Annotated in this window: 12 protein-coding genes; 5 read left to right on the forward strand and 7 right to left on the reverse strand. The window is 72.0% G+C overall.

Annotated elements, in window-relative coordinates:
* Window positions 1-94: 94 nt before the first annotated feature.
* A complete protein-coding gene (gene asnB, locus KBX06_RS09520) occupies window positions 95-2056 on the reverse strand; it encodes an asparagine synthase (glutamine-hydrolyzing) (RefSeq protein WP_210834203.1) in 1962 nt (653 codons plus the stop codon).
* A gap of 227 nt (window positions 2057-2283) precedes the next feature.
* Between asnB and KBX06_RS09525 the strand changes: the two genes are divergently transcribed.
* The 3 genes from KBX06_RS09525 to KBX06_RS09535 all read left to right on the forward strand — a co-directional run bounded on the left by KBX06_RS09525 (window position 2284) and on the right by KBX06_RS09535 (window position 7531).
* A complete protein-coding gene (locus KBX06_RS09525) occupies window positions 2284-3765 on the forward strand; it encodes an aminopeptidase P family protein (protein ID WP_210833981.1) in 1482 nt (493 codons plus the stop codon).
* Between the two features lie 343 nt (window positions 3766-4108).
* Window positions 4109-5605 carry a hypothetical protein gene (locus tag KBX06_RS09530; RefSeq protein ID WP_307854535.1) on the forward strand — a complete coding sequence of 499 codons (1497 nt, stop codon included), beginning with the start codon at window positions 4109-4111 and terminating at the stop codon, window positions 5603-5605.
* Window positions 5606-5974: 369 nt separating this feature from the next.
* Window positions 5975-7531 carry a right-handed parallel beta-helix repeat-containing protein gene (locus KBX06_RS09535; RefSeq protein WP_247685551.1) on the forward strand — a complete coding sequence of 519 codons (1557 nt, stop codon included), beginning with the start codon at window positions 5975-5977 and terminating at the stop codon, window positions 7529-7531.
* A gap of 101 nt (window positions 7532-7632) precedes the next feature.
* Here the strand turns inward: KBX06_RS09535 and pulA are convergent, their stop codons facing one another.
* The 4 genes from pulA to KBX06_RS09555 all read right to left on the reverse strand — a co-directional run bounded on the left by pulA (window position 7633) and on the right by KBX06_RS09555 (window position 15341).
* Entirely contained in the window at window positions 7633-13125 is a 5493-nt protein-coding gene (pulA, locus tag KBX06_RS09540) for a pullulanase-type alpha-1,6-glucosidase (protein WP_210833984.1), read from the reverse strand.
* Window positions 13126-13273: 148 nt separating this feature from the next.
* Window positions 13274-13966 carry a cellulose binding domain-containing protein gene (locus KBX06_RS09545; protein WP_210833987.1) on the reverse strand — a complete coding sequence of 231 codons (693 nt, stop codon included), beginning with the start codon at window positions 13964-13966 and terminating at the stop codon, window positions 13274-13276.
* Between the two features lie 156 nt (window positions 13967-14122).
* Window positions 14123-14512: a hypothetical protein gene (locus KBX06_RS09550; protein WP_210833989.1), complete on the reverse strand. Its 390-nt coding sequence runs from the start codon at window positions 14510-14512 to the stop codon at window positions 14123-14125.
* A gap of 37 nt (window positions 14513-14549) precedes the next feature.
* Window positions 14550-15341: a hypothetical protein gene (locus tag KBX06_RS09555; RefSeq protein WP_210833991.1), complete on the reverse strand. Its 792-nt coding sequence runs from the start codon at window positions 15339-15341 to the stop codon at window positions 14550-14552.
* Between the two features lie 19 nt (window positions 15342-15360).
* Between KBX06_RS09555 and KBX06_RS09560 the strand changes: the two genes are divergently transcribed.
* Window positions 15361-15543, forward strand: a complete 183-nt coding sequence (locus KBX06_RS09560; protein ID WP_091630004.1) for a hypothetical protein — start codon at window positions 15361-15363, stop codon at window positions 15541-15543.
* A 94-nt stretch (window positions 15544-15637) separates the two neighbouring features.
* Here KBX06_RS09560 and KBX06_RS09565 read toward each other — a convergent pair whose 3' ends face one another.
* Window positions 15638-16210 carry an ArsC/Spx/MgsR family protein gene (locus KBX06_RS09565; protein ID WP_210833993.1) on the reverse strand — a complete coding sequence of 191 codons (573 nt, stop codon included), beginning with the start codon at window positions 16208-16210 and terminating at the stop codon, window positions 15638-15640.
* A gap of 980 nt (window positions 16211-17190) precedes the next feature.
* Here KBX06_RS09565 and KBX06_RS09570 point away from each other — a divergent pair.
* Window positions 17191-17841 carry a C39 family peptidase gene (locus KBX06_RS09570; protein ID WP_210833995.1) on the forward strand — a complete coding sequence of 217 codons (651 nt, stop codon included), beginning with the start codon at window positions 17191-17193 and terminating at the stop codon, window positions 17839-17841.
* 290 nt (window positions 17842-18131) lie between these two features.
* On the opposite strand, the gene KBX06_RS09575 is transcribed toward KBX06_RS09570, so the two are convergent.
* Window positions 18132-18488: a VOC family protein gene (locus KBX06_RS09575; protein ID WP_210833997.1), complete on the reverse strand. Its 357-nt coding sequence runs from the start codon at window positions 18486-18488 to the stop codon at window positions 18132-18134.
* Window positions 18489-18612 lie beyond the last annotated feature (124 nt).

Genomic DNA, 18612 nt, shown 5'->3' on the forward strand with positions numbered 1-18612 from the left:
GTTTGCGTCCTCCGGGAACGACTCCGGGGACGCAAACCTCTTGACCGACAGCGGGACCGCCGGCCGGGGGCGGGGTCCTGGGCGGGCGGGGCGGTCAGCGGACCATGGAGCCGACCACGGGCTTGGTGAGCAGGGCGGACTGGTTGCGCTGGATGCCCGGGTCGAGGGTCTTGGCGACGAAGATGGCGTGCCAGATGCAGAAGATCAGCACCGTCCACACCTTGCGGGAGTGGTCGGCCTCCTCCCGCTTGTGCTCCTCCAGCAGCCGCATCGCGTACGACAGGTCGAGCAGGTCACCGGCGCCGGAGGTGGACAGCACGTGCCGGGCCCACTCGTACATCTCGCCGCGCAGCCAGACCCGGGTGGGGGTCGGGAAGCCGAGCTTCCTGCGGTTGACGATGGCCGGCGGCACCACGCCCTGCAGCGCCTGGCGCATCGCGTACTTGGTGGCGTCGGAGCGGGGCGGGAGCTTCAGGTCCACCGGGATCCGCGACGCCACGTCGAAGACCGCGCGGTCCAGGAAGGGCACCCGCACCTCCAGCGAGTGCGCCATCGAGATCCGGTCGGCCTTGACCAGGATGTCGCCGCGCAGCCAGGTGTAGAGGTCGACGTACTGCATCTTGGTGACGTCGTCGAGCTCGGTGCACTCGGCGTAGATGGGCGCGGTGACGTCGGTGTAGCGGACCGAGGGGTCGTAGCGGCGCAGCAGGTGCTGCTTCTCCTCCTCGGTGAACATCCGGGCGTTGCCGTAGTAGCGCTGTTCGATCGGGGTGGTGCCGCGCTCCAGGAAGCTCTTGCCCTTCACCCCCTGCGGGATGGCCTTGGAGACCGCCCGCAGCCCCTTCTGCACCCCGTCGGGCAGCCCGTTGACCGAGCTCAACGACAGCGGCTCGCGGTAGATGGTGTAGCCGCCGAAGAACTCGTCGGCGCCCTCGCCGGAGAGCACCACGGTGACGTGCTCGGCGGCCTTCTTGGCCACGAAGTAGAGGGGCACCAGGGCCGGGTCGGCCACCGGGTCGTCCAGGTGCCAGACGATCTTCGGCAGCGCCTCGATCATGTCGTACGGCCCGATCTTGGTCGGGATGGTGGTCACGTCGAGGTGCCGGGCCGAGTCCTGGGCGACGTCGATCTCCGAGTAGCCCGGGACGTCGTAGCCGACGGTGAAGGTGAGGATGTTCGGGTTGAACTCCCGGGCCAGGGCCACCACGGCGGTCGAGTCGATGCCGCTGGAGAGGAACGAGCCGACCGGCACGTCGGAGCGCATGTGCATCCGTACGCTCTCCCGCAGCGTCTCCCGGATCTCGTGGTAGAGCCGCTGCTCGTCGTCGACCGGGGTGGGCCGGAACACCGGCCGGTACCACCGACGCACGTCGATGCGCCCGCCCGGGGTCCAGCTCAGGTACTCGCCGGAGCCGATCCGGCTGATGCCCTTGTGCAGGGTGCCGGGCTCGGGCACGTACTGCAGGGTCAGGTAGTGGCTGAGGTTGGCCGTGTCGATGCCGGCGTCGCCCTGGTAGTTGGAGTGGGCGAAGGGCAGCAGCGCCTTCTTCTCCGAGGCCAGGTAGAGGCCGTCGGCGGTCTCCAGGTAGTGCAGCGGCTTGATGCCGAAGTAGTCCCGGCCGCCGAACGCGCGGCGCTCCTGCCGGTCCCAGATGACGAAGGCGAACATGCCGCGCAGCCGGGTGAGCACCTGCTCGCCCCAGAAGTGGTAGCCGGCGACGATCACCTCGCCGTCACCGGCGGTGGCGAACTGCGCGCCGAAGTCCCGGATCAGCTCCTCGCGCAACTCGATGTAGTTGTAGATCTCGCCGTTGAAGGTGAGCAGGTAACGCCCGTTCGCGTAGGACAGGGGCTCTTGGCTGGAGGCCACGTCGATGATCGCCAACCGCTTGTGCGCGAACACGCCGTCCGCGTACCGGCCGGAGGCGTCGCCGACCACCTCGACACCGGTCTCGTCCGGTCCGCGGTGGTGCAGGCATTCCAACGCCCCGGCGATGTTGTCGCGGTGGGCGGCGGCGTCGCCGCGCGCACTGAAGAAGGCCAGGAGTCCGCACATGGTGGTCATCTTTCCACGCGGCCCGAGCGGCCGTCGCGGCACCGCTGGGCTCTCGCCGTCGCGACACCGTGCGCCCAGGCGGGAGGACGTCGGCAGCCGACGGCCGACGACGGACGACCCGGACGGGTGGCATCCGTCGCCCACGGCACTCCCGGCGGTCCCGGCCCGGCCGGCCCCCGACGGCGCGCGGTACCGTCTGACCTGCGACGACGCGAGGGAGGCTAGGCATGGCCGAGGGACGTACCGACAGCAGGCCGGCGGACGGCACCGAGTCGCACGACCCGGACTTTCCCGAGGCGTTCCTGGCCTTCATGCGGCAGGGCTGGCGGGACACCACCCTGCCGGTCGGCCCGCGACCGGAGGTGCCGAACCACGCCAAGCGCCGGGCCGCGCTCTCGGCCGCCTTCCCGGGCGAGACCCTGGTGATCCCGACCGGCGGCGAGAAGGTACGCGCCAACGACACCGACCACCCGTTCCGGCCGGGCAGCGACTTCGCCTACCTGACCGGCGACCACGACCCGGACGGCGTGCTCGTGCTGCGGCCGAACGGCTCGGGCCACGACGCCACCCTGTACATGCGGCCCCGGTCGTCGCGGCGGACCGACGAGTTCTTCCGCAGCCGGCACGGCGAGCTGTGGGTGGGCCGGCGGCACACCCTGGCCGAGAAGTCGACCGAGCTGGGCCTGCCCACGGCGGACCTGACCGAGCTGGACGCGACGCTGGCCGACCTGGCGCCGGGGCGTACCCGGGTGCTGCGCGGGTTCGACGCGCGGGTGGACACGGCCGTGCGCCCCCACGACGGCCACCGTGCCGAGGGCCAGCCGGCCCGCGACCGGGAACTGGCGATCGCGATCTCGGAACTGAAGCTGGTCAAGGACGAGTGGGAGATCGCCCAGCTCCAGGACGCGGTCGACGCGACCGTCCGGGGCTTCGAGGACGTGGCCCGGGCCCTGCCGGCGGACCGGGGCGTCTCGGAGCGCCTGCTGGAGGGGATCTTCGCGCTGCGTGCCCGGCACGACGGCAACGACGTCGGCTACGGCTCGATCGTCGGCGCGGGCGAGCACGCCACGGTCCTGCACTGGGTGCACAACCACGGCACCACCCGGCCGGGCGAGCTGCTGCTGATGGACATGGGCGTGGAGAACCGCCACCTCTACACCGCCGACGTCACGCGGGTGCTGCCGGTCGACGGCCGGTTCACCCCGCTCCAGCGTCAGGTCTACGACGCCGTGCACGCCGCGCAGCAGGCCGGCATCGACGCGATCCGACCCGGCGTGGCGTTCCGGGAGGTCCACCTGACGGCGATGCGGGTGCTCGCCGAGGCGCTGTCCGACCTGGGCCTGCTGCCGGTGAGCGTCGACGAGGCGATGGACGGGGGATCGACGGTCTACCGGCGCTGGACGCTGCACGGCACCAGCCACATGCTCGGCATCGACGTGCACGACTGCGCGAACGCCCGCAAGGAGAAGTACCGGGACGGCACGCTGGGCGAGGGCTACGTGCTCACCGTCGAGCCCGGGCTCTACTTCCAGCCCGAGGACGAGCTGGTGCCCGAGGAACTGCGCGGCATCGGCATCCGGATCGAGGACGACATCCTGGTCACCGCGACCGGAGCGGTGAACCTCTCCGCCGGGCTGCCACGTGCGGCCGCCGAGGTGGAGACCTGGCTGGCCGAGCAGCGCGAGGCGGGTCCCCGCCTGCCCGGCTGACCCTGGGGTACGACCACACGATGGGACCCGTCGCCACCTGCGCGGGTCCCGTCGTCGTCTGCGCTGCTCACCCCCTTCCTGCCCGGACCGGTCGGCTTGACGCGTCACGTCCAGAGTGAGGGGAATACGCGGTTTTCTCGGATTAGCGTATCTCGCGAGGATCCTTCTCATACGGTGGCTATCAGAGGCTACAAACCCATTTGTGGCCAGTCGCGCCACTTCAGGTGGTGCGACCCCGTCTGGCAGCAGGAAAGGGCGGAAGGCTCTGATGTCCAACGACGTAACGACTCCCGACGGTGGCGCCCCCACGGGTGCACCGACCCGAGGGCGGCGCAAACTCTGGGTGGCTGCAGGCGTTGCCGGACTGACCGGCGTGGTCGGCCTGGCGGCACTGGGCGGCCTGGCCGCTCGCGATGACAAGTCCGCCGGCGCGGACCGGCTGTCGGACGCGCAGTCGTCGACCCTGCGGCAGAACGTCAGCGACGCCGGCACGGCCGACCCGGGCTCCGGCGAGAAGGACGACAAGAGGGATGGCCAGGATGCCCGCGGTGGCCAGGACGACTGGCAGGGCAAGGACTGGCAGGGCAAGGACGGCAAGGACTGGTCGGGCAAGGACGGCAAGGACGGCCGCGACGGCAAGGACCACGGTAAGGACGCCAAGGAACTGCCGTGTGACACCGACGTGCTGGTCGAGGCGGTGAACAGGGCCAACGAGGACCACGGCGGAGCGTTCAAACTGGCCAAGGACTGCACGTACAGGTTCACCGAGGAGACCGGCAACAACGCCTTCCCCGTCATCGACCAGCGGATCACGATCCTCGGCAACAACTCGACGTTCTTCCACGACGGCACCGCACTGTTCCGGTTCTTCGAGGTCGCCTCCGGCGGCGACCTGACGCTGAAGGACCTCACCCTCAAGGGCGGCCAGGTGACCGCGCCCCCGCCGCCGCCAAGCAGCGCCAACGGCGGCGCCCTGCTGGTCCAGGAGGGCGGCGAGGCCACCCTGAAGCACACCAAGCTCATCGACAACCGGGTCACCGGCGTCGGCAACCAGGGCAACGGCGGCGCCATCGCCAACTTCGGCACGGTCGAGATCTACAAGAGCGTCCTCGCCAACAACCACGCCCGCGGCGTCGGCAACGGCGGCAACGGCGGCGCCATCTACAACGAAGGCGTACTGACCGTCCACGACACCCGCGTCGACAGCAACACCGCCACCGGCAACAGCGCGGTCAGCGGCAACGGCGGCGGCATCGCCAACGAGGACGACGGCATCGCCACCATCGCCTACAGCCAGATCACCAACAACAAGGCCAGCAACGACGGCGGCGGCATCCACAGCGAAGACGACGCCCGCCTCACCGTCACCCGCACCAAGATCGCCCACAACACCGCCTGCGACGACGGCGGCGGCATCCACAACGACGGCGACTCCACCATGCTGCTGGAATACATCATCATCGCCGAAAACAAGGCCACCGACGACGGCGGCGGCGTCCACCACGACAGCGACAACATCGCCACCATCAAGCACGCCGTCTTCACCGACAACACCGCCGGCGACAACGGCGGCGGCCTGGTCAACGGCGACACCCTCAACCTCTACGACAGCGAGTTCAAGGGCAACCACGCCGAACAGGGCGGCGCCATCTACAACGACAACAACGCCGTCCTCACCATCCGCGACAGCAAGATCGTCGGCAACTTCGCCGCCGAACCCGCCGGCGCGGGCGGCATCCACAACAACGGCAACGCCACCGCCGTCAACCTCGACAACAAGACCATCATCAAGAAGAACGAACCCCGCAACTGCACCAACGTCACCGGCTGCGCCAACTGAACCAACACATAACGAAGGGATCCCTTCCCCCGAACACGTGGGAAGGGATCCCTTCCTGCACACGCCGGCTCACGACGAGCCCCGTCTCGGAGGCCGGAACGGCACCAGCCCGTCGCAAGTTCTCGATCGGTTGAGGCGACCCGTGACGCAAGCCGTCGGTTCGGCACGGCTGCGGGCCTAACTCCTCGCCGTCCGGGCCGTCCTACCTTGACCCGTCATACCCCTAACGTGGGTTTAATTCGGATACGCCCTTGAAGAGAATAAAACTCTCATACGGTTGGCCTCAGTAGCTACAACCGATTTGTAGCCAGGGCAGCCCGCGGTGGCGGAGCGGCCCTGTCTGGTACGAGGAGAGAGCAGAGAGCTCCGATGTCCAACTACCTTCGCAAGAACGCCGAGAACACCGCGCCGAAGAGCCGGCGCAAGCTGTGGCTCGCCACCGGCGTCGCCGGGCTGACCGGCGTGGTCAGCCTCGCCGGCGTCGCCGCCGCGAGCAGCGCGGGCGCCGTCGGCGCCGAACGTCTCGCCGATCTGAAGTGGTCCACGGCCGAGCAGGTCACCAAGGACGACGTCGCCGGTCGCGACGACCGTGCGGGCGAGGCCGGCAAGGGCCAGGAGGGGCAGGATGCCCGCGGTGGCCAGGACGACTGGCAGGGCAAGGACTGGCAGGGCAAGGACGGCAAGGACTGGTCGGGCAAGGACGGCAAGGACGGCCGCGACGGCAAGGACCACGGTAAGGACGCCAAGGAACTGCCGTGTGACACCGACGTGCTGGTCGAGGCGGTGAACAGGGCCAACGAGGACCACGGCGGAGCGTTCAAACTGGCCAAGGACTGCACGTACAGGTTCACCGAGGAGACCGGCAACAACGCCTTCCCCGTCATCGACCAGCGGATCACGATCCTCGGCAACAACTCGACGTTCTTCCACGACGGCACCGCACTGTTCCGGTTCTTCGAGGTCGCCTCCGGCGGCGACCTGACGCTGAAGGACCTCACCCTCAAGGGCGGCCAGGTGACCGCGCCCCCGCCGCCGCCAAGCAGCGCCAACGGCGGCGCCCTGCTGGTCCAGGAGGGCGGCGAGGCCACCCTGAAGCACACCAAGCTCATCGACAACCGGGTCACCGGCGTCGGCAACCAGGGCAACGGCGGCGCCATCGCCAACTTCGGCACGGTCGAGATCTACAAGAGCGTCCTCGCCAACAACCACGCCCGCGGCGTCGGCAACGGCGGCAACGGCGGCGCCATCTACAACGAAGGCGTACTGACCGTCCACGACACCCGCGTCGACAGCAACACCGCCACCGGCAACAGCGCGGTCAGCGGCAACGGCGGCGGCATCGCCAACGAGGACGACGGCATCGCCACCATCGCCTACAGCCAGATCACCAACAACAAGGCCAGCAACGACGGCGGCGGCATCCACAGCGAAGACGACGCCCGCCTCACCGTCACCCGCACCAAGATCGCCCACAACACCGCCTGCGACGACGGCGGCGGCATCCACAACGACGGCGACTCCACCATGCTGCTGGAATACATCATCATCGCCGAAAACAAGGCCACCGACGACGGCGGCGGCGTCCACCACGACAGCGACAACATCGCCACCATCAAGCACGCCGTCTTCACCGACAACACCGCCGGCGACAACGGCGGCGGCCTGGTCAACGGCGACACCCTCAACCTCTACGACAGCGAGTTCAAGGGCAACCACGCCGAACAGGGCGGCGCCATCTACAACGACAACAACGCCGTCCTCACCATCCGCGACAGCAAGATCGTCGGCAACTTCGCCGCCGAACCCGCCGGCGCGGGCGGCATCCACAACAACGGCAACGCCACCGCCGTCAACCTCGACAACAAGACCATCATCAAGAAGAACGAACCCCGCAACTGCACCAACGTCACCGGCTGCGCCAACTGACGACAGTCACGCGGGTACCACCTGGATCGGCATCGGCTGACACAGAGGACGCTCCGGCCCCCTTCCGCTCAGCGGGAGGGGGCCGGACACGTGTGACACGACTACTGCTGCACGAAGACCGCCACGCTGCGCGCCGGCACGGTGAACGTGCCGCTGGCCCGGTCGAAGGAGGCCGTCCGCAGCGCCTCGTCGGCCGAGGTCCGCAGCACCGGGTGCAGCGCCACGTCCGCCCCGCGCAGCCCGGTCAGCCGCTGCGTCGCCGTCTCGGGCGTGGCGTTGAAGACCACCGTCACCGACTTCCAGCGTCCGTCGAGGCCGCGGCCGTCCAGCGTCATAGTGAGCACGCCGGGGGTCTCGGCCGCGCCGGAGAGCGGGAAGGCGACCCGCTTCTGCACCTGCTGCGCCGTGCTCAGCCCGAAGACCGGCGAGGAGCCCCGGATCTTGAGCAGTTCCCGGTACCGGGCGTCGGCCAGGTCGATCGCCGCGCAGTCCGGGACCAGCGCCGGGTCGGCCAGCAGCGGCTTGGCGTACGGCCACTTGTCCCGGTTGTCCTGCTCGGGCGGCAGGCCGGCGCCGAAGCCGTTGCCCTGGGCGCAGTCCCAGCGGATCTGGTTGAACCAGTCGCCCGAGTTGTACGAGTTGCGGTCCAGCGACTTCGAGCGCAGCCGCTCGGTGCCGGTGGTGACGAACCCGGGCCCCTGCCCCATCACCACCGTGCTGAGCGCCAGCACCTGCATCCGGGCCCGGTCCACCGCCGGGGTGTCCTGCGGCAGCTTGTACGCCAGCGCGTCGTACAGGATCTCGTTGTCGTGCGCGTCGACGTAGGTGACCGCCTCCCCCGGCGCGGCGGTGTAGCCGGCGGGCGAGCCGTTGTAGTCGACCTGCGCGCCGGTGACCTGCCGGCCCGACGAGTCGGTGAACCGGTACCCGCGCAGGTTGCCGGTGAGCCCCACCTTGATCAGATCGTGCTGGTGCAGCAGGCGGGCCCGCTGCTGGGCCGTGGGGCCGTTCACGTCGTCGCCGTTGGGGTCGGTGAACAGGCCGGAGGCGAAGCCCTGCACGCGGGGGTTGGCGTCGAACGGCCCGCCGCCGCGTACCGCGTCGCGGAGCCGGTCGTTGAAGGTGCCGATCCCGGTGCCGGCCATGTTGGCCTGGGTGGCCTGCGTGAAGCGGGCGTCGTTCGCGACCTCGCCGAAGTTCCAGCCCTCGCCGTAGAGCAGGATCTTCCTGCCGTCCACGCCGTCGCGGGCGACGGTCAGCTCGTCGAGCGCCTCGCGTACGGCCAGGATGTTCGCCTTCGGGTGGTGGCCCATCAGGTCGAACCGGAAGCCGTCCACCTTGTACGCCCGGGCCCAGGTGACCAGGGAGTCCACGACGAGCTTGCCCATCATGGCGTGCTCGGGGGCGGTGTTGGCGCAGCAGGTCGAGTTGGCGACGGTACCGTCGTCGAGCAGGCGGTGGTAGTAGCCGGGCACGATCTGGTCCAGCACCGACTTCGGGTCGGCGCCCGCCGCCGAGGTGTGGTTGTAGACGACGTCCAGCACCACGCGCAGCCCGGCGCCGTTGACGCCGGCCACCATCTGCCGGAACTCGGTGGTGCGCTTCGCCCCGGCCGGGTCGACGGCGTAGCCGCCCTCCGGCACGGTGTAGTGCAGCGGGTCGTACCCCCAGTTGTAGCCGTCGGTGTCGGCGACCGCCGCGACGCACTTCTGCTGCTGCTCGGAGTCCGGCGGCAGCGCGGCCAGGTCGCAGGCCGGCTGCCGCTGGTCGGCGCGGCGCTCGGGGATGGTGGCGAAGTCGAACGCGGGCAGCAGGTGCAGGTGGGTCACCCCCGCGTCGCCGAGCGCCTTCAGGTGCTTCATGCCGGCGGTGCCCGGGTCGGTGAACGCGAGGTAGGTGCCCCGCCGCTCAGCCGGAACGGTGGTGTCGGCGACGGAGAAGTCCCGCACCGACAGCTCGGAGATCTGCACCTTCGTCGACGGCACCGCCGCCGGCTTGCGCAGCGTCGCCCAGCCCGCCGGGGCGAGCGCCGGGTCGGTCAGGTCCACGAGTTGGCTGTGCGTGGAGTCCGGCGCGAGCGCCAGCGAGTACGGGTCGGTCACCGAGGCGGTGACCAGCTGCTGCGTCGCCGGCTGCCACGCCTGGACCTGGTAGCGGTAGTACCGGCCGGTCCAGTCGCGGGAGCCGCGCACCGACCAGACGCCGGTGCGGTCGTCGCGGCGCATCGCCACCGTCCGCGGCGTCGCGGTCGGCGAGTCGAAGAGCTGGAGCGAGACCGTGCGGGCGGTGGGCGCCCAGAGCGCCAGCGTCGGCACCCTGCCGGCGAAGGTCGGCCCGAGCCGCGCGTCGGTGGCGCGGGCGTAGACGTCGTCGAGCACGCCGGGGATCTGCACGCCGGTCGCGGCGAGCAGGGCGCCCCCGGCGTCCCGCTCGGTCACCAGGAGCTGCCCGCGCAGGGCCGCCGGCACCTTCGCCAGGTCCCGCCGGTCGAGCGTGAAGGCGCCGTGCGCCCACAGCTGCGGGAAGGCCGCGCGCTGGGCCTCGGTGAGCCCGTTGCGCCGCGCGGTCAACGGCAGCGTGGTGTACGTCCCGACCAGCTCGCCGTCGGCGACGCCCACCCCGCCGGCCGGGGCGGCCACCAGGGCGTACGTCCTGCCGTCGGTGGGCCCGGCCTGCCAGGCGACGGTGGAACGGTCGATCCAGTGCGCCTTCTGTTTCGTGATGTCGACGTCCCGGGCGGCGGCGGACGCGGTGGACGGCAGCAGCCGCCCGGGCGTGCCGGCGAGCAGCCACACCTCCCGCCCGGCGGCGGCGAAGTCGAGCCGCTGGTCGGTCGGCAGGTCCTTCTCGTCACCGGAGTGGATGATGTAGCTCAGCCCCGTCGCACCGGCGGCCAGCGGCACCCGGAAGACCGCGCCGAAGGAGTCGATGCGGGCCGGGGCGAGCGGCGCTGCCCAGTCCGTCGGGTTGGCGGCGCCGTCCCACACGTGCAGGCCCCAGCCGGCGTAGTTGCCGTCGGCGCGGCGGTAGTGGATGACGGCCGTGCCGTCCTCGACCGGCGGGTCGGGCTCGCCGGTCGCGGCCTGCCGGCTCGGGTAGGTCGCCGGGTCGCCCTGCTTGACCCACACCTCACCGGTCTGCGTCACGTCGATCGTCCGATCCTGTGCCACGTCCTTGTTGCCGGCCTCGTCCACCACGAGGAAGCCGACGGACTTCGCGCCCGGCTTGAGCTTCACCCAGGCGAACCGGCCGTAGGAGTCCTCGCCGGCGAACGGCTGCCCCTTGGGCCACTCGGTCGCGTACGCCGGGTCGATGTCGCCCCAGGCGTAGAGGCCCCAGTCGTCGTAGCCGCCGGCCGGGCGCTGGTAGTGCACCACGGCCCACTCCCGGGAGGCGGACTGCGCCGGGGTGCCCACGGTCGCGGTGGACCGGGCGGTCGCGGTGCGGCCCTTCGCGTCGCGGACGACGGCCTTGTACTCGACCTTCGTGCCGCCGGCCAGCCCGGTCAGGTCGTGGTGCACCGTGTACGGGGCCGTCTCGGCGCTGCCGAGCAGGGTCCACCTGCCGCCGGCCACCCGGGCGGCGACGGTGACCGTGGCCAGCGGATCGCCGGTGACCTGCGCGGTGACGGCCGCCCTCGTGGCGACGGGCTCGCCGGGCGCCGGGGCGGTGATCGTGATCCTCGGCGCGGCGTCGGGCGCCGCGATCGGCGTGCCGGCGCGGTGCACCACGGCCGACAGCGGCGGCACGGTCAGCGTGAGTTTGCCGTCCGCGCCGGCGACCGGGGCGGCCGATGCGCCGTAGACGCCGGTGAAGGTGGCGCCGGCCGACCAGGTGTCCACGGTGACAGTCTGCGCCGTCGCGGCGTTGTTCACCGCGACGACGTACTCGGTGCGCTGTTTCGGGTCGATCCGGGAGAAGGCGAAGATGCCCGGGCCGTCGGCGGCGTAGCGGCCGACCTGCACGCCGTCGCGCAGGGCCGGGTGCGCCTGGCGCAGCGCGCCCAGCTCGGCGATGGCCCGGTAGAGCGGGTGGGCGCGGTCGAACTGGTCGCTGGCGTGGGTGCGGTCGGTGCCGAGCAGGTCGTCGTCGAGGTAGTCGGGGGTCTTCGAGGCGAACATGTCCTGCCGGGCGTCCTTGTCGCCGCCCGGGCCGGTGAAGCCCTGCTCGTCGCCGGAGTAGACCACCGGCTGGCCCCGGGTCAGGAACATCAGCTCGTGGGCGAGCTGGTCGCGGCGCAGGTGGGTGGCCGGGTCGGTGCCGCCGCCGGCGATGAACGAGCCGATCCGGCCCATGTCGTGGTTGCCGAGGAAGGTGGTCAGCCGGCGCGCGTCGGTGTCGCGGGCGCGGTAGAGGTCGTCGCGGGCGTACACGTCGGCGAGCGCCCTGGCGGAGCCGTCGCCGGCGGTGTAGCCGCGGGCCGCCTCCTGGAAGGCGAAGTCGAGGGTGGCCGGCAGGCCGCCGCGCCGCACGTACGTCGAGGTGATCTCCGGGTCGGCGCTGTAGACCTCGCCGAACATGAAGAAGTCCTTCTTGCCGGCACGCGCGGCGGCGCGCTCGACGCCCTGGCTGAACTGCGGCCAGAAGTCGAGGTTGGCGTGCTTGACGGTGTCGAGCCGGAAGCCGTCGACGCCGGTGGAGGCCACCCAGTCGGAGTAGACCCTGGTCAGGCCGCGCACCACCTCGGGGCGCTCGGTCCACAGGTCGTCGAGGCCGAAGAAGTCGCCGTACTCGCTGTTCTCGCCGGCGAAGGTGGAGTCGCCCCGGTTGTGGTACATCGTCGGGTCGTTCAGCCACGCCGGGACCTTGACCTGCGCGTCGGCCGGGTTCGCGAACGTCGGGGTGTACGGGAACGACGTCGTGTCCACCTTCGGGAAGCCCCGGCTGCCGTCGGCGTGGTTGCGGTCCTCGAAGGGGCGCCCCTGCGCGTCGGTGTACGGCGACGTCGCCTTGTCCACGTAGGTGTACCTGTCCTCGGCGTACTTGATGACGTCGGCGGTGTGGTTGACGATGACGTCGAGGTAGACCTTGATGCCCCGCCGGTGCGCGAGCGCGACCAGCCGCTTCAGGTCCTCCTTCGTGCCGAAGTGCGGGTCGACCTGGGTGAAGTCGGTGATCCAGTAGCCGTGGTAACCGGCGGAGACGTCGGCCCCGCTGCCCTGCACCGGGCGGTTCTTGAAGATGGGGGCGAGCCAGATGGCCGTCGTGCCGAGCCCCTCGATGTAGTCGAGCCGGTCCATGACGCCCTTGAGGTCGCCGCCGTGGTAGAAGCCCTTGTCGGTGGGGTCGAGGCCGGTGGAGAGGCGGTCGCCGGTGAGGCCGCCGGTGTCGTTGCGCCGGTCGCCGTTGGCGAACCGGTCCGGCAGGACGAAGTAGAACTGCTCGGCGCGGGCCTGCCGGCTGCCGGCGGAGAGCAGCGCCTCCGCCGAGGGCTCGGCACGCCACTGCTCGGCGCCGGCGGTGAGCAGCGGCCCGGTGCCGTCGGGGGTGTCGGCGCCGAGCTGACGTACGGCGAGCGGGGTGCCGACGAGGGTGAGGGTGAGCAGGGAGACGAGGGCGAGCAGGGCCTTGCGCGGTATCGGCGGGGGTTTCATCGACGCCTTCCTCTGGTCGCTGACTGGCCCGCACGCTAGCTCTTGCCGAAACGTTCTGCAATACCTTGCAAACAAAGTCGTAACACGGCAGACAGCTTGCAAAGGAACGGCCCGGCGGGTTCGCGCCGGGCCGGAGGGAAGGGGTGGGCTAGAGGCGGCAGGCGCCGCCGTCGACCGTGCAGCTCGCCGGGCGGCTCTGCGTGCCCTGGACGTAGAACCGCAGCGCGACCGACGCGCCCGGGGGCAGGTCGTCGCCGCTGCGGTAGGTGAAACCGTCCTCGATCCGCTGCGCCGCCCCCTGTGGTGCGCCCTCGACCCACGCGCTGCCGAGCCGCGCTCCGGGGAAGGTCAGCCGCGCCGTCCATCCCCGACCGGTCGACGACGTGTTGCTGAGCAGCACCTCCCCGACGAATCCGCCCCCGTACGACTCCACCACCCGATAGCGGCCGGTCACCGGCGACGCCGACGGCGACGGTGACGGCGGCGCGATCAGCGTCGCGTCGCCGCTCGCGCTGGGGGTCGGAGACGGCGGGCCGCTGCTGCGGTCGGGCGTGGACCGTTTCGGGGTGGGCCGGGCGGTGGCACGCGCCGACGGCGTGGCCGACGGCCGCGGCGACCGCGTGGCCGTGGGGCTGCTGGTCACCGACGGCACCGGGTCGGCCAGGCCGAGGGTGGGCAGCGGCGGGCCCGGCTGCGCGTCGAACGCGGGACCGCGCCCCCGGTAGGTGCCGAGCGCGATGGCGAGCAGGACCACCATCACCACGACTCCGACGGACACCACGATCCACGGCGAGGACGCGACGGCGGTCGTGCCGTAGGACCTGCCTGGTGCTCGGCGCATGCCCCTCCTCCCGCGGTCGTCCCGCGCAGCGTAGCGGTCGGTGGCCACCTGGTGCGACCGTCCGCGCACCGCGCACCGCGCACCGCGCACCCGGGACCGGGACCGGGACCGGGACCGGGACCGGCGCTGTCGGCGGGAGGGTGACCCCGCCTGCGGTCAGGCGGTCCGCAGGACGGTGCAGATGACCGGGCCGTCGTCGGTGGCCCGCAGCAGGTAGCGGTAGCGCTCGCCGGGGACCGCCCGGCCCCCGCAGTCCAGGAACTCCCACTCCACGGTCACCATGGTCAGCAGCGCCGACATCGGCAGCACGTCCTCGATGGCCGCGTGCGCCGCGACCAGCTCGCGCTCCTGGTAGTCGGGGGCCGCGCCCACGAAGGACAGCGCCACCGCCGCCGGCGAGGTGAACGAGAAGCTGTACGTGTCGGCGACCACCATCCCCGGCAGGGCGTAACAGCCGGCGATGGCGGCCACGTCGCCGGTGGTCAGCGCCACGCCGTACCGGTCGAAGAAGTCGGTCAGCGTGTCCAGGTCGGTGGAGGCTCTCACGGGGACACCAATTGCCGGCCGGACGGCGGACCAAACCTCAGCGCGGCGGTATACGCACCTCTATCTCGGCCCCGAGCCGGGCGCCGTGCGCGAGACCCAGGTCGTCGCCGCTCCAGAACCGGCCCGGGTCGTACCAGTTGGGACGCCGCCCGGCGGGAAGCAGCCCCATCGCCTCGTAGGTCACCGCGACCACCTCAGCGCAGTACGCCGTCTCCAGCGCACGGTCGCGCGCGGCGGCCCCGGCGCGTTCGCGTGCGGCGGCGGCCCCGGCGCGTGCGGGCCCGGCGGCGGCCCCGGCGCGGTCGGGCGCCGGGGCCTCGGGGCGGTTGCCGTCGAGGCCCCGCAGGCCCGGCAGGCCCGGCAAGCGCACCGCCGGGACCCGGCCGCGCAGGGCCGGCACGCGCACCGCCGGCACCCGGCCGCGCAGCCAGCGCCAGGCGAGCTTGGCGGTGGACGGGAACGGGGTGCCGTCGAGCCGGGCGACGGTGCGCAGCACCGCCTTCTCCATCTCCACGTCGGCCGCCGGGTCGAGCTGGCGCAGCCAGGCCCGCTGGCCGTACCGGTTGGCCCAGACGCAGACGGCGTCGCGCAGGTCGTGCAACTGCACGCCGCGCTGGTGGGTGCCGCTCCACAGGTCCGGCAGCGACCTGCCCAGCTCGGCGTGCCACATGAGCGGCGGCATGTCGTCCAGCACGACCGCCATGCCGACGTGGTTGACCGGGCTGTTCGTGGTCAACTGGATGGCCCGGTCGGGCACGCTGCGGCCCCGGAAGACCCACACGTCACCGGTACGGGTCAGCTCCACGGCCTCGTCCAGGCTGATGCTCATGGGGGTCTACCCTAGGCCGATGCGGCAACGGATGCGGTGGTGGAAGGTGCTCGGGCTGGCCGGCCTCGCCGGGGTGGCGGCGTCGGGCGTGGTCATCGCCCGGGCGGAACGGCGGCGCCGGGCGTACACCCCGGAGGAGATCCGGGCCCGGCTGCGCGACCGGCACGCGGAGGCGACGGCGCCCGCCGACGACGCGCGCTGAGCCCCGCCGACGCCAGTCGACGTCGTGGCGGCGCGTGCCGTCCGGTCGTTCGCCTACGACCGGCGCGTTCCCGCGGTACCCGGCCGGTGACGCGCTACCGGGCGGGCGAGGGCCGCTCCGACGGCGCGGTCGGCGAAGGGCCAGCTCCGCCGGTCCCAGCCGTCGCGCCGGTGCCAGGCGCCGCGCCGGTGCCAGGCGCCGCGCCGGTGCCAGCCGTCGAAGGGTTGGGCTCCGCGCCGGTGCCAGGCGTCGCGCCGGTGCCAGCCGTCGAAGGGTTGGGCTCCGCGTCGGCGCCGGGCGTCGCGCCGCTGCGGCGCACCGCCTCCATCAGTGCCCCGGCGGTACGTCCCACGAGCGCTCCCCCGTCGTCGAGCAGCAGCAGGGGCCGCTGGATCAGCTCCGGGGCGGCCACCATCGCCTCGATCCAGCGCGGCTCGGCTGCCTCGTCCCGTGGCCAGTCGGCCATGCCGAGGGCAACCGCGGCGGGTTCCCGCGTCCGGCAGACGTCCCAGGGGCGCGCGTCGAGCCGGCGTAGCACCTCGGTCAGCTCCGCCGCGCTCGGCGGCCGGTCCAGGTACGGACGCACCGCGTACCCGACGCCCGCCTCGTCGAGCGCGGTACGGGCAGCGGCGCACTTCGAGCAGGACGGGTTGCTCCAGATCTCCATGCCCGTCATGGTCGCAACCGCCGCGCCGCCGGCCCGAGGAGGGCCACCCGGGTGGCGTCACCCGGGTTCTCCGTTCGTCCCTTCCCTACGCCGCCGGAGCGGCACGGCGTTCTCGCGGGCCCGAGCCGACCGGCTCCGTTCGACGGACGCCACGCCTGAGAAGTCCGAGAGGCACCCACCCGGCCCGGCCGGCACGGTGACGTGAGCCCAGGTCCCCGCTCCCCGCGCGGGACCGTTCCCGTAGCGCCAACCCCCCTGCGCCAGGCGTCCGGCGGGCCGACAAACCTAGCCTCCGGAGAGCATCCACCCGCCCCCGCTGTCATCACGACGCTGAGCCACAGTGATCAGGACGCCATGGACCGTAAACCAGCCGGATAACGTCCATGGGATCCTGATCATCATGCGGCCCTCCCGCGCCTGCGGCTGCTGCCGCGGCGGCGGACGGTGGAGCGGCCGGCCCGGGTCGGGCAGGGCACGGTGTCCGGGCAGGGCGCGGGCCGGGCAGGGCAGGGCAGGGCACGATGTCCGGGCAGGGCACGGGCCGGGCCGGGCAGGGCACGATGTCCGGGCAGGGCACGGGCCGGGCAGGGCACGGGGCTCGCTCTGCGGGCAGCCAGCGGCATGGCGTCCGGTTTCGGGCTTGCTGTCCGGTCTGCGGAGTGTCACGTGGGGCGGGCCGTCCGGTTTGCGGGGGTGTGGGGTGGGGCGGGTCACCCGGCCGGTGGGCATGGGCCGCCAGCCCCGGTCGTTGTAACCACCGTGAGCGCGTGACCCCCCCGCAGGCCCCTCACCGCGGGCCGGGGCGAGGCCGGAATGCCGGCCAGGCCCGCGTCGTTACACCCCCCGCACCACGCCCCACCCCTCGCGCCCCACCCCCTCGCAAGGGGCGCACCCCCGATCTCGACCCCTTTCCCCTTCGCGGCACGCCCGCTCCCCTTGGCGCGTGTCCGCGTACCCCCGAACGGGAGGCGCCGGACATCATGCGTACCGACATCCTGCGCAAGACCGCCCTGACCGCCGCCGGACTCGCCGTCACCAGCGGCGCCATCGCCGGCCCCGTCACCGCCTTCGCTTCGCCTGCCCAGGCCAAGACCGTCCCGGCCACCGCCCAGGACCGCAAGGGCGGCGAGCGTGAGCTCGGCGTGCGCTACGAAGCCCAGCCCAACTTCTACTACTGCGGCCCCGCCGCCGCCCGCAACGCCCTCAGCGTCCAGGGCAAGAACATCGACGTCGACGCCATGGCCAAGCTCATGGGCACCACCGAAGCCGGCACCAACTCCATCAACGACATCACCCCCGTACTCAACAAGGAAACCGGCCGCGACGCCTACCAGTCCGTCGAGATCCGCGACTCCGCCGCCGACGACACCCAGACCGACAAGCTGCGCGCCGACATCGTCACCGCCATCGACGAAGGCCACGCCGTGGTCGCCAACATCGCCGGCACCGCCACCGACACCGACGGCACCACCCACTCCTTCGAAGGCGGCCACTACATCAGCGTCGTCGGCTACCGCGACAACGGCAACACCGTCACCATCGCCGACTCCGCCGACCCCGACCAGGCCACCTACCGCATGAGCATCGACAACCTCGCCGACTGGACCGCCACCCGCGGCTACACCGCCTGACCCGACAAACAGCCACACCACCCGACCAACGAACCACCGCAACGACGACACAGAGGGCCGACCCCCACCCCGGGGGCCGGCCCTTCTGCCGTCCCCAACCGCCCGCAGGCCCAGTCCTCCCTCCGCCGCCAATCACCCCGGCCACCAGACCGCCCGCTCCGTCGCCTCCAACCACCCCGGCCACCAAGCGGCCCCTTCGTCGCCTCCAACCGCCCCGGCACCCACCGAGCCCGTACGGGCGACTCAGCCCCCGAGCCGACCTCAGCAGCCCAGGGGCGGGGCGACGGCGGTCAGTCGATCGGGGCGAGGAACTCCAGTCGGTTGCCGTGCGCGTCCTGCGAGTGGAAGCGGCGCATGCCCGGCAGTTCGTCGTCACCCCAGGTGACCGGGTAGCCGGCGGCGGCCAGCCGGGCGGCGAGCGCGTCCAGGTCCGGCCGGAGGAGGCCCGGATGGGCCTTGCGGGCGGGGCGGAAGTCGTCCTCCACGCCCAGGTGCAGCTCGGCGCCGTGACCGGTGAACCAGCAGCCGCCGCGGGCCGCGAGCGCGGGCGGTTTGGGCTTCTCGCTCATCCCGAGCACGCCGGCGTAGAAGGCCCGCGACGCCTCCTCGGAGCCGCGTGGGCAGGCGAGCTGGACGTGATGGATCATGGTGGCACCTCCTCGTCCCGAACGATGGCACGAGGTTGCGAAGTTAGCAAGACGGACGTACGGTTTTGTTGACGACGGAGAATCGGCGGTAAGTGTCGCCTAACCACGGCGACACCCCGACCGG

This window comes from Micromonospora sp. C31, from assembly GCF_018070575.1.
GTDB lineage: Bacteria > Actinomycetota > Actinomycetes > Mycobacteriales > Micromonosporaceae > Micromonospora.

Bases quoted from the DNA above. Each gene is read 5' to 3' on its own strand.
- KBX06_RS09535 (WP_247685551.1), top strand. From the start codon at position 5,975: ATGTCCAACTACCTTCGCAAGAACGCCGAGAACACCGCGCCGAAGAGC.
- pulA (WP_210833984.1), bottom strand. From the start codon at position 13,125: ATGAAACCCCCGCCGATACCGCGCAAGGCCCTGCTCGCCCTCGTCTCC.
- KBX06_RS09570 (WP_210833995.1), top strand. From the start codon at position 17,191: ATGCGTACCGACATCCTGCGCAAGACCGCCCTGACCGCCGCCGGACTC.
- KBX06_RS09565 (WP_210833993.1), bottom strand. From the start codon at position 16,210: ATGGAGATCTGGAGCAACCCGTCCTGCTCGAAGTGCGCCGCTGCCCGT.
- KBX06_RS09525 (WP_210833981.1), top strand. From the start codon at position 2,284: ATGGCCGAGGGACGTACCGACAGCAGGCCGGCGGACGGCACCGAGTCG.
- KBX06_RS09560 (WP_091630004.1), top strand. From the start codon at position 15,361: ATGCGGCAACGGATGCGGTGGTGGAAGGTGCTCGGGCTGGCCGGCCTC.
- KBX06_RS09555 (WP_210833991.1), bottom strand. From the start codon at position 15,341: ATGAGCATCAGCCTGGACGAGGCCGTGGAGCTGACCCGTACCGGTGAC.
- asnB (WP_210834203.1), bottom strand. From the start codon at position 2,056: ATGTGCGGACTCCTGGCCTTCTTCAGTGCGCGCGGCGACGCCGCCGCC.
- KBX06_RS09545 (WP_210833987.1), bottom strand. From the start codon at position 13,966: ATGCGCCGAGCACCAGGCAGGTCCTACGGCACGACCGCCGTCGCGTCC.
- KBX06_RS09575 (WP_210833997.1), bottom strand. From the start codon at position 18,488: ATGATCCATCACGTCCAGCTCGCCTGCCCACGCGGCTCCGAGGAGGCG.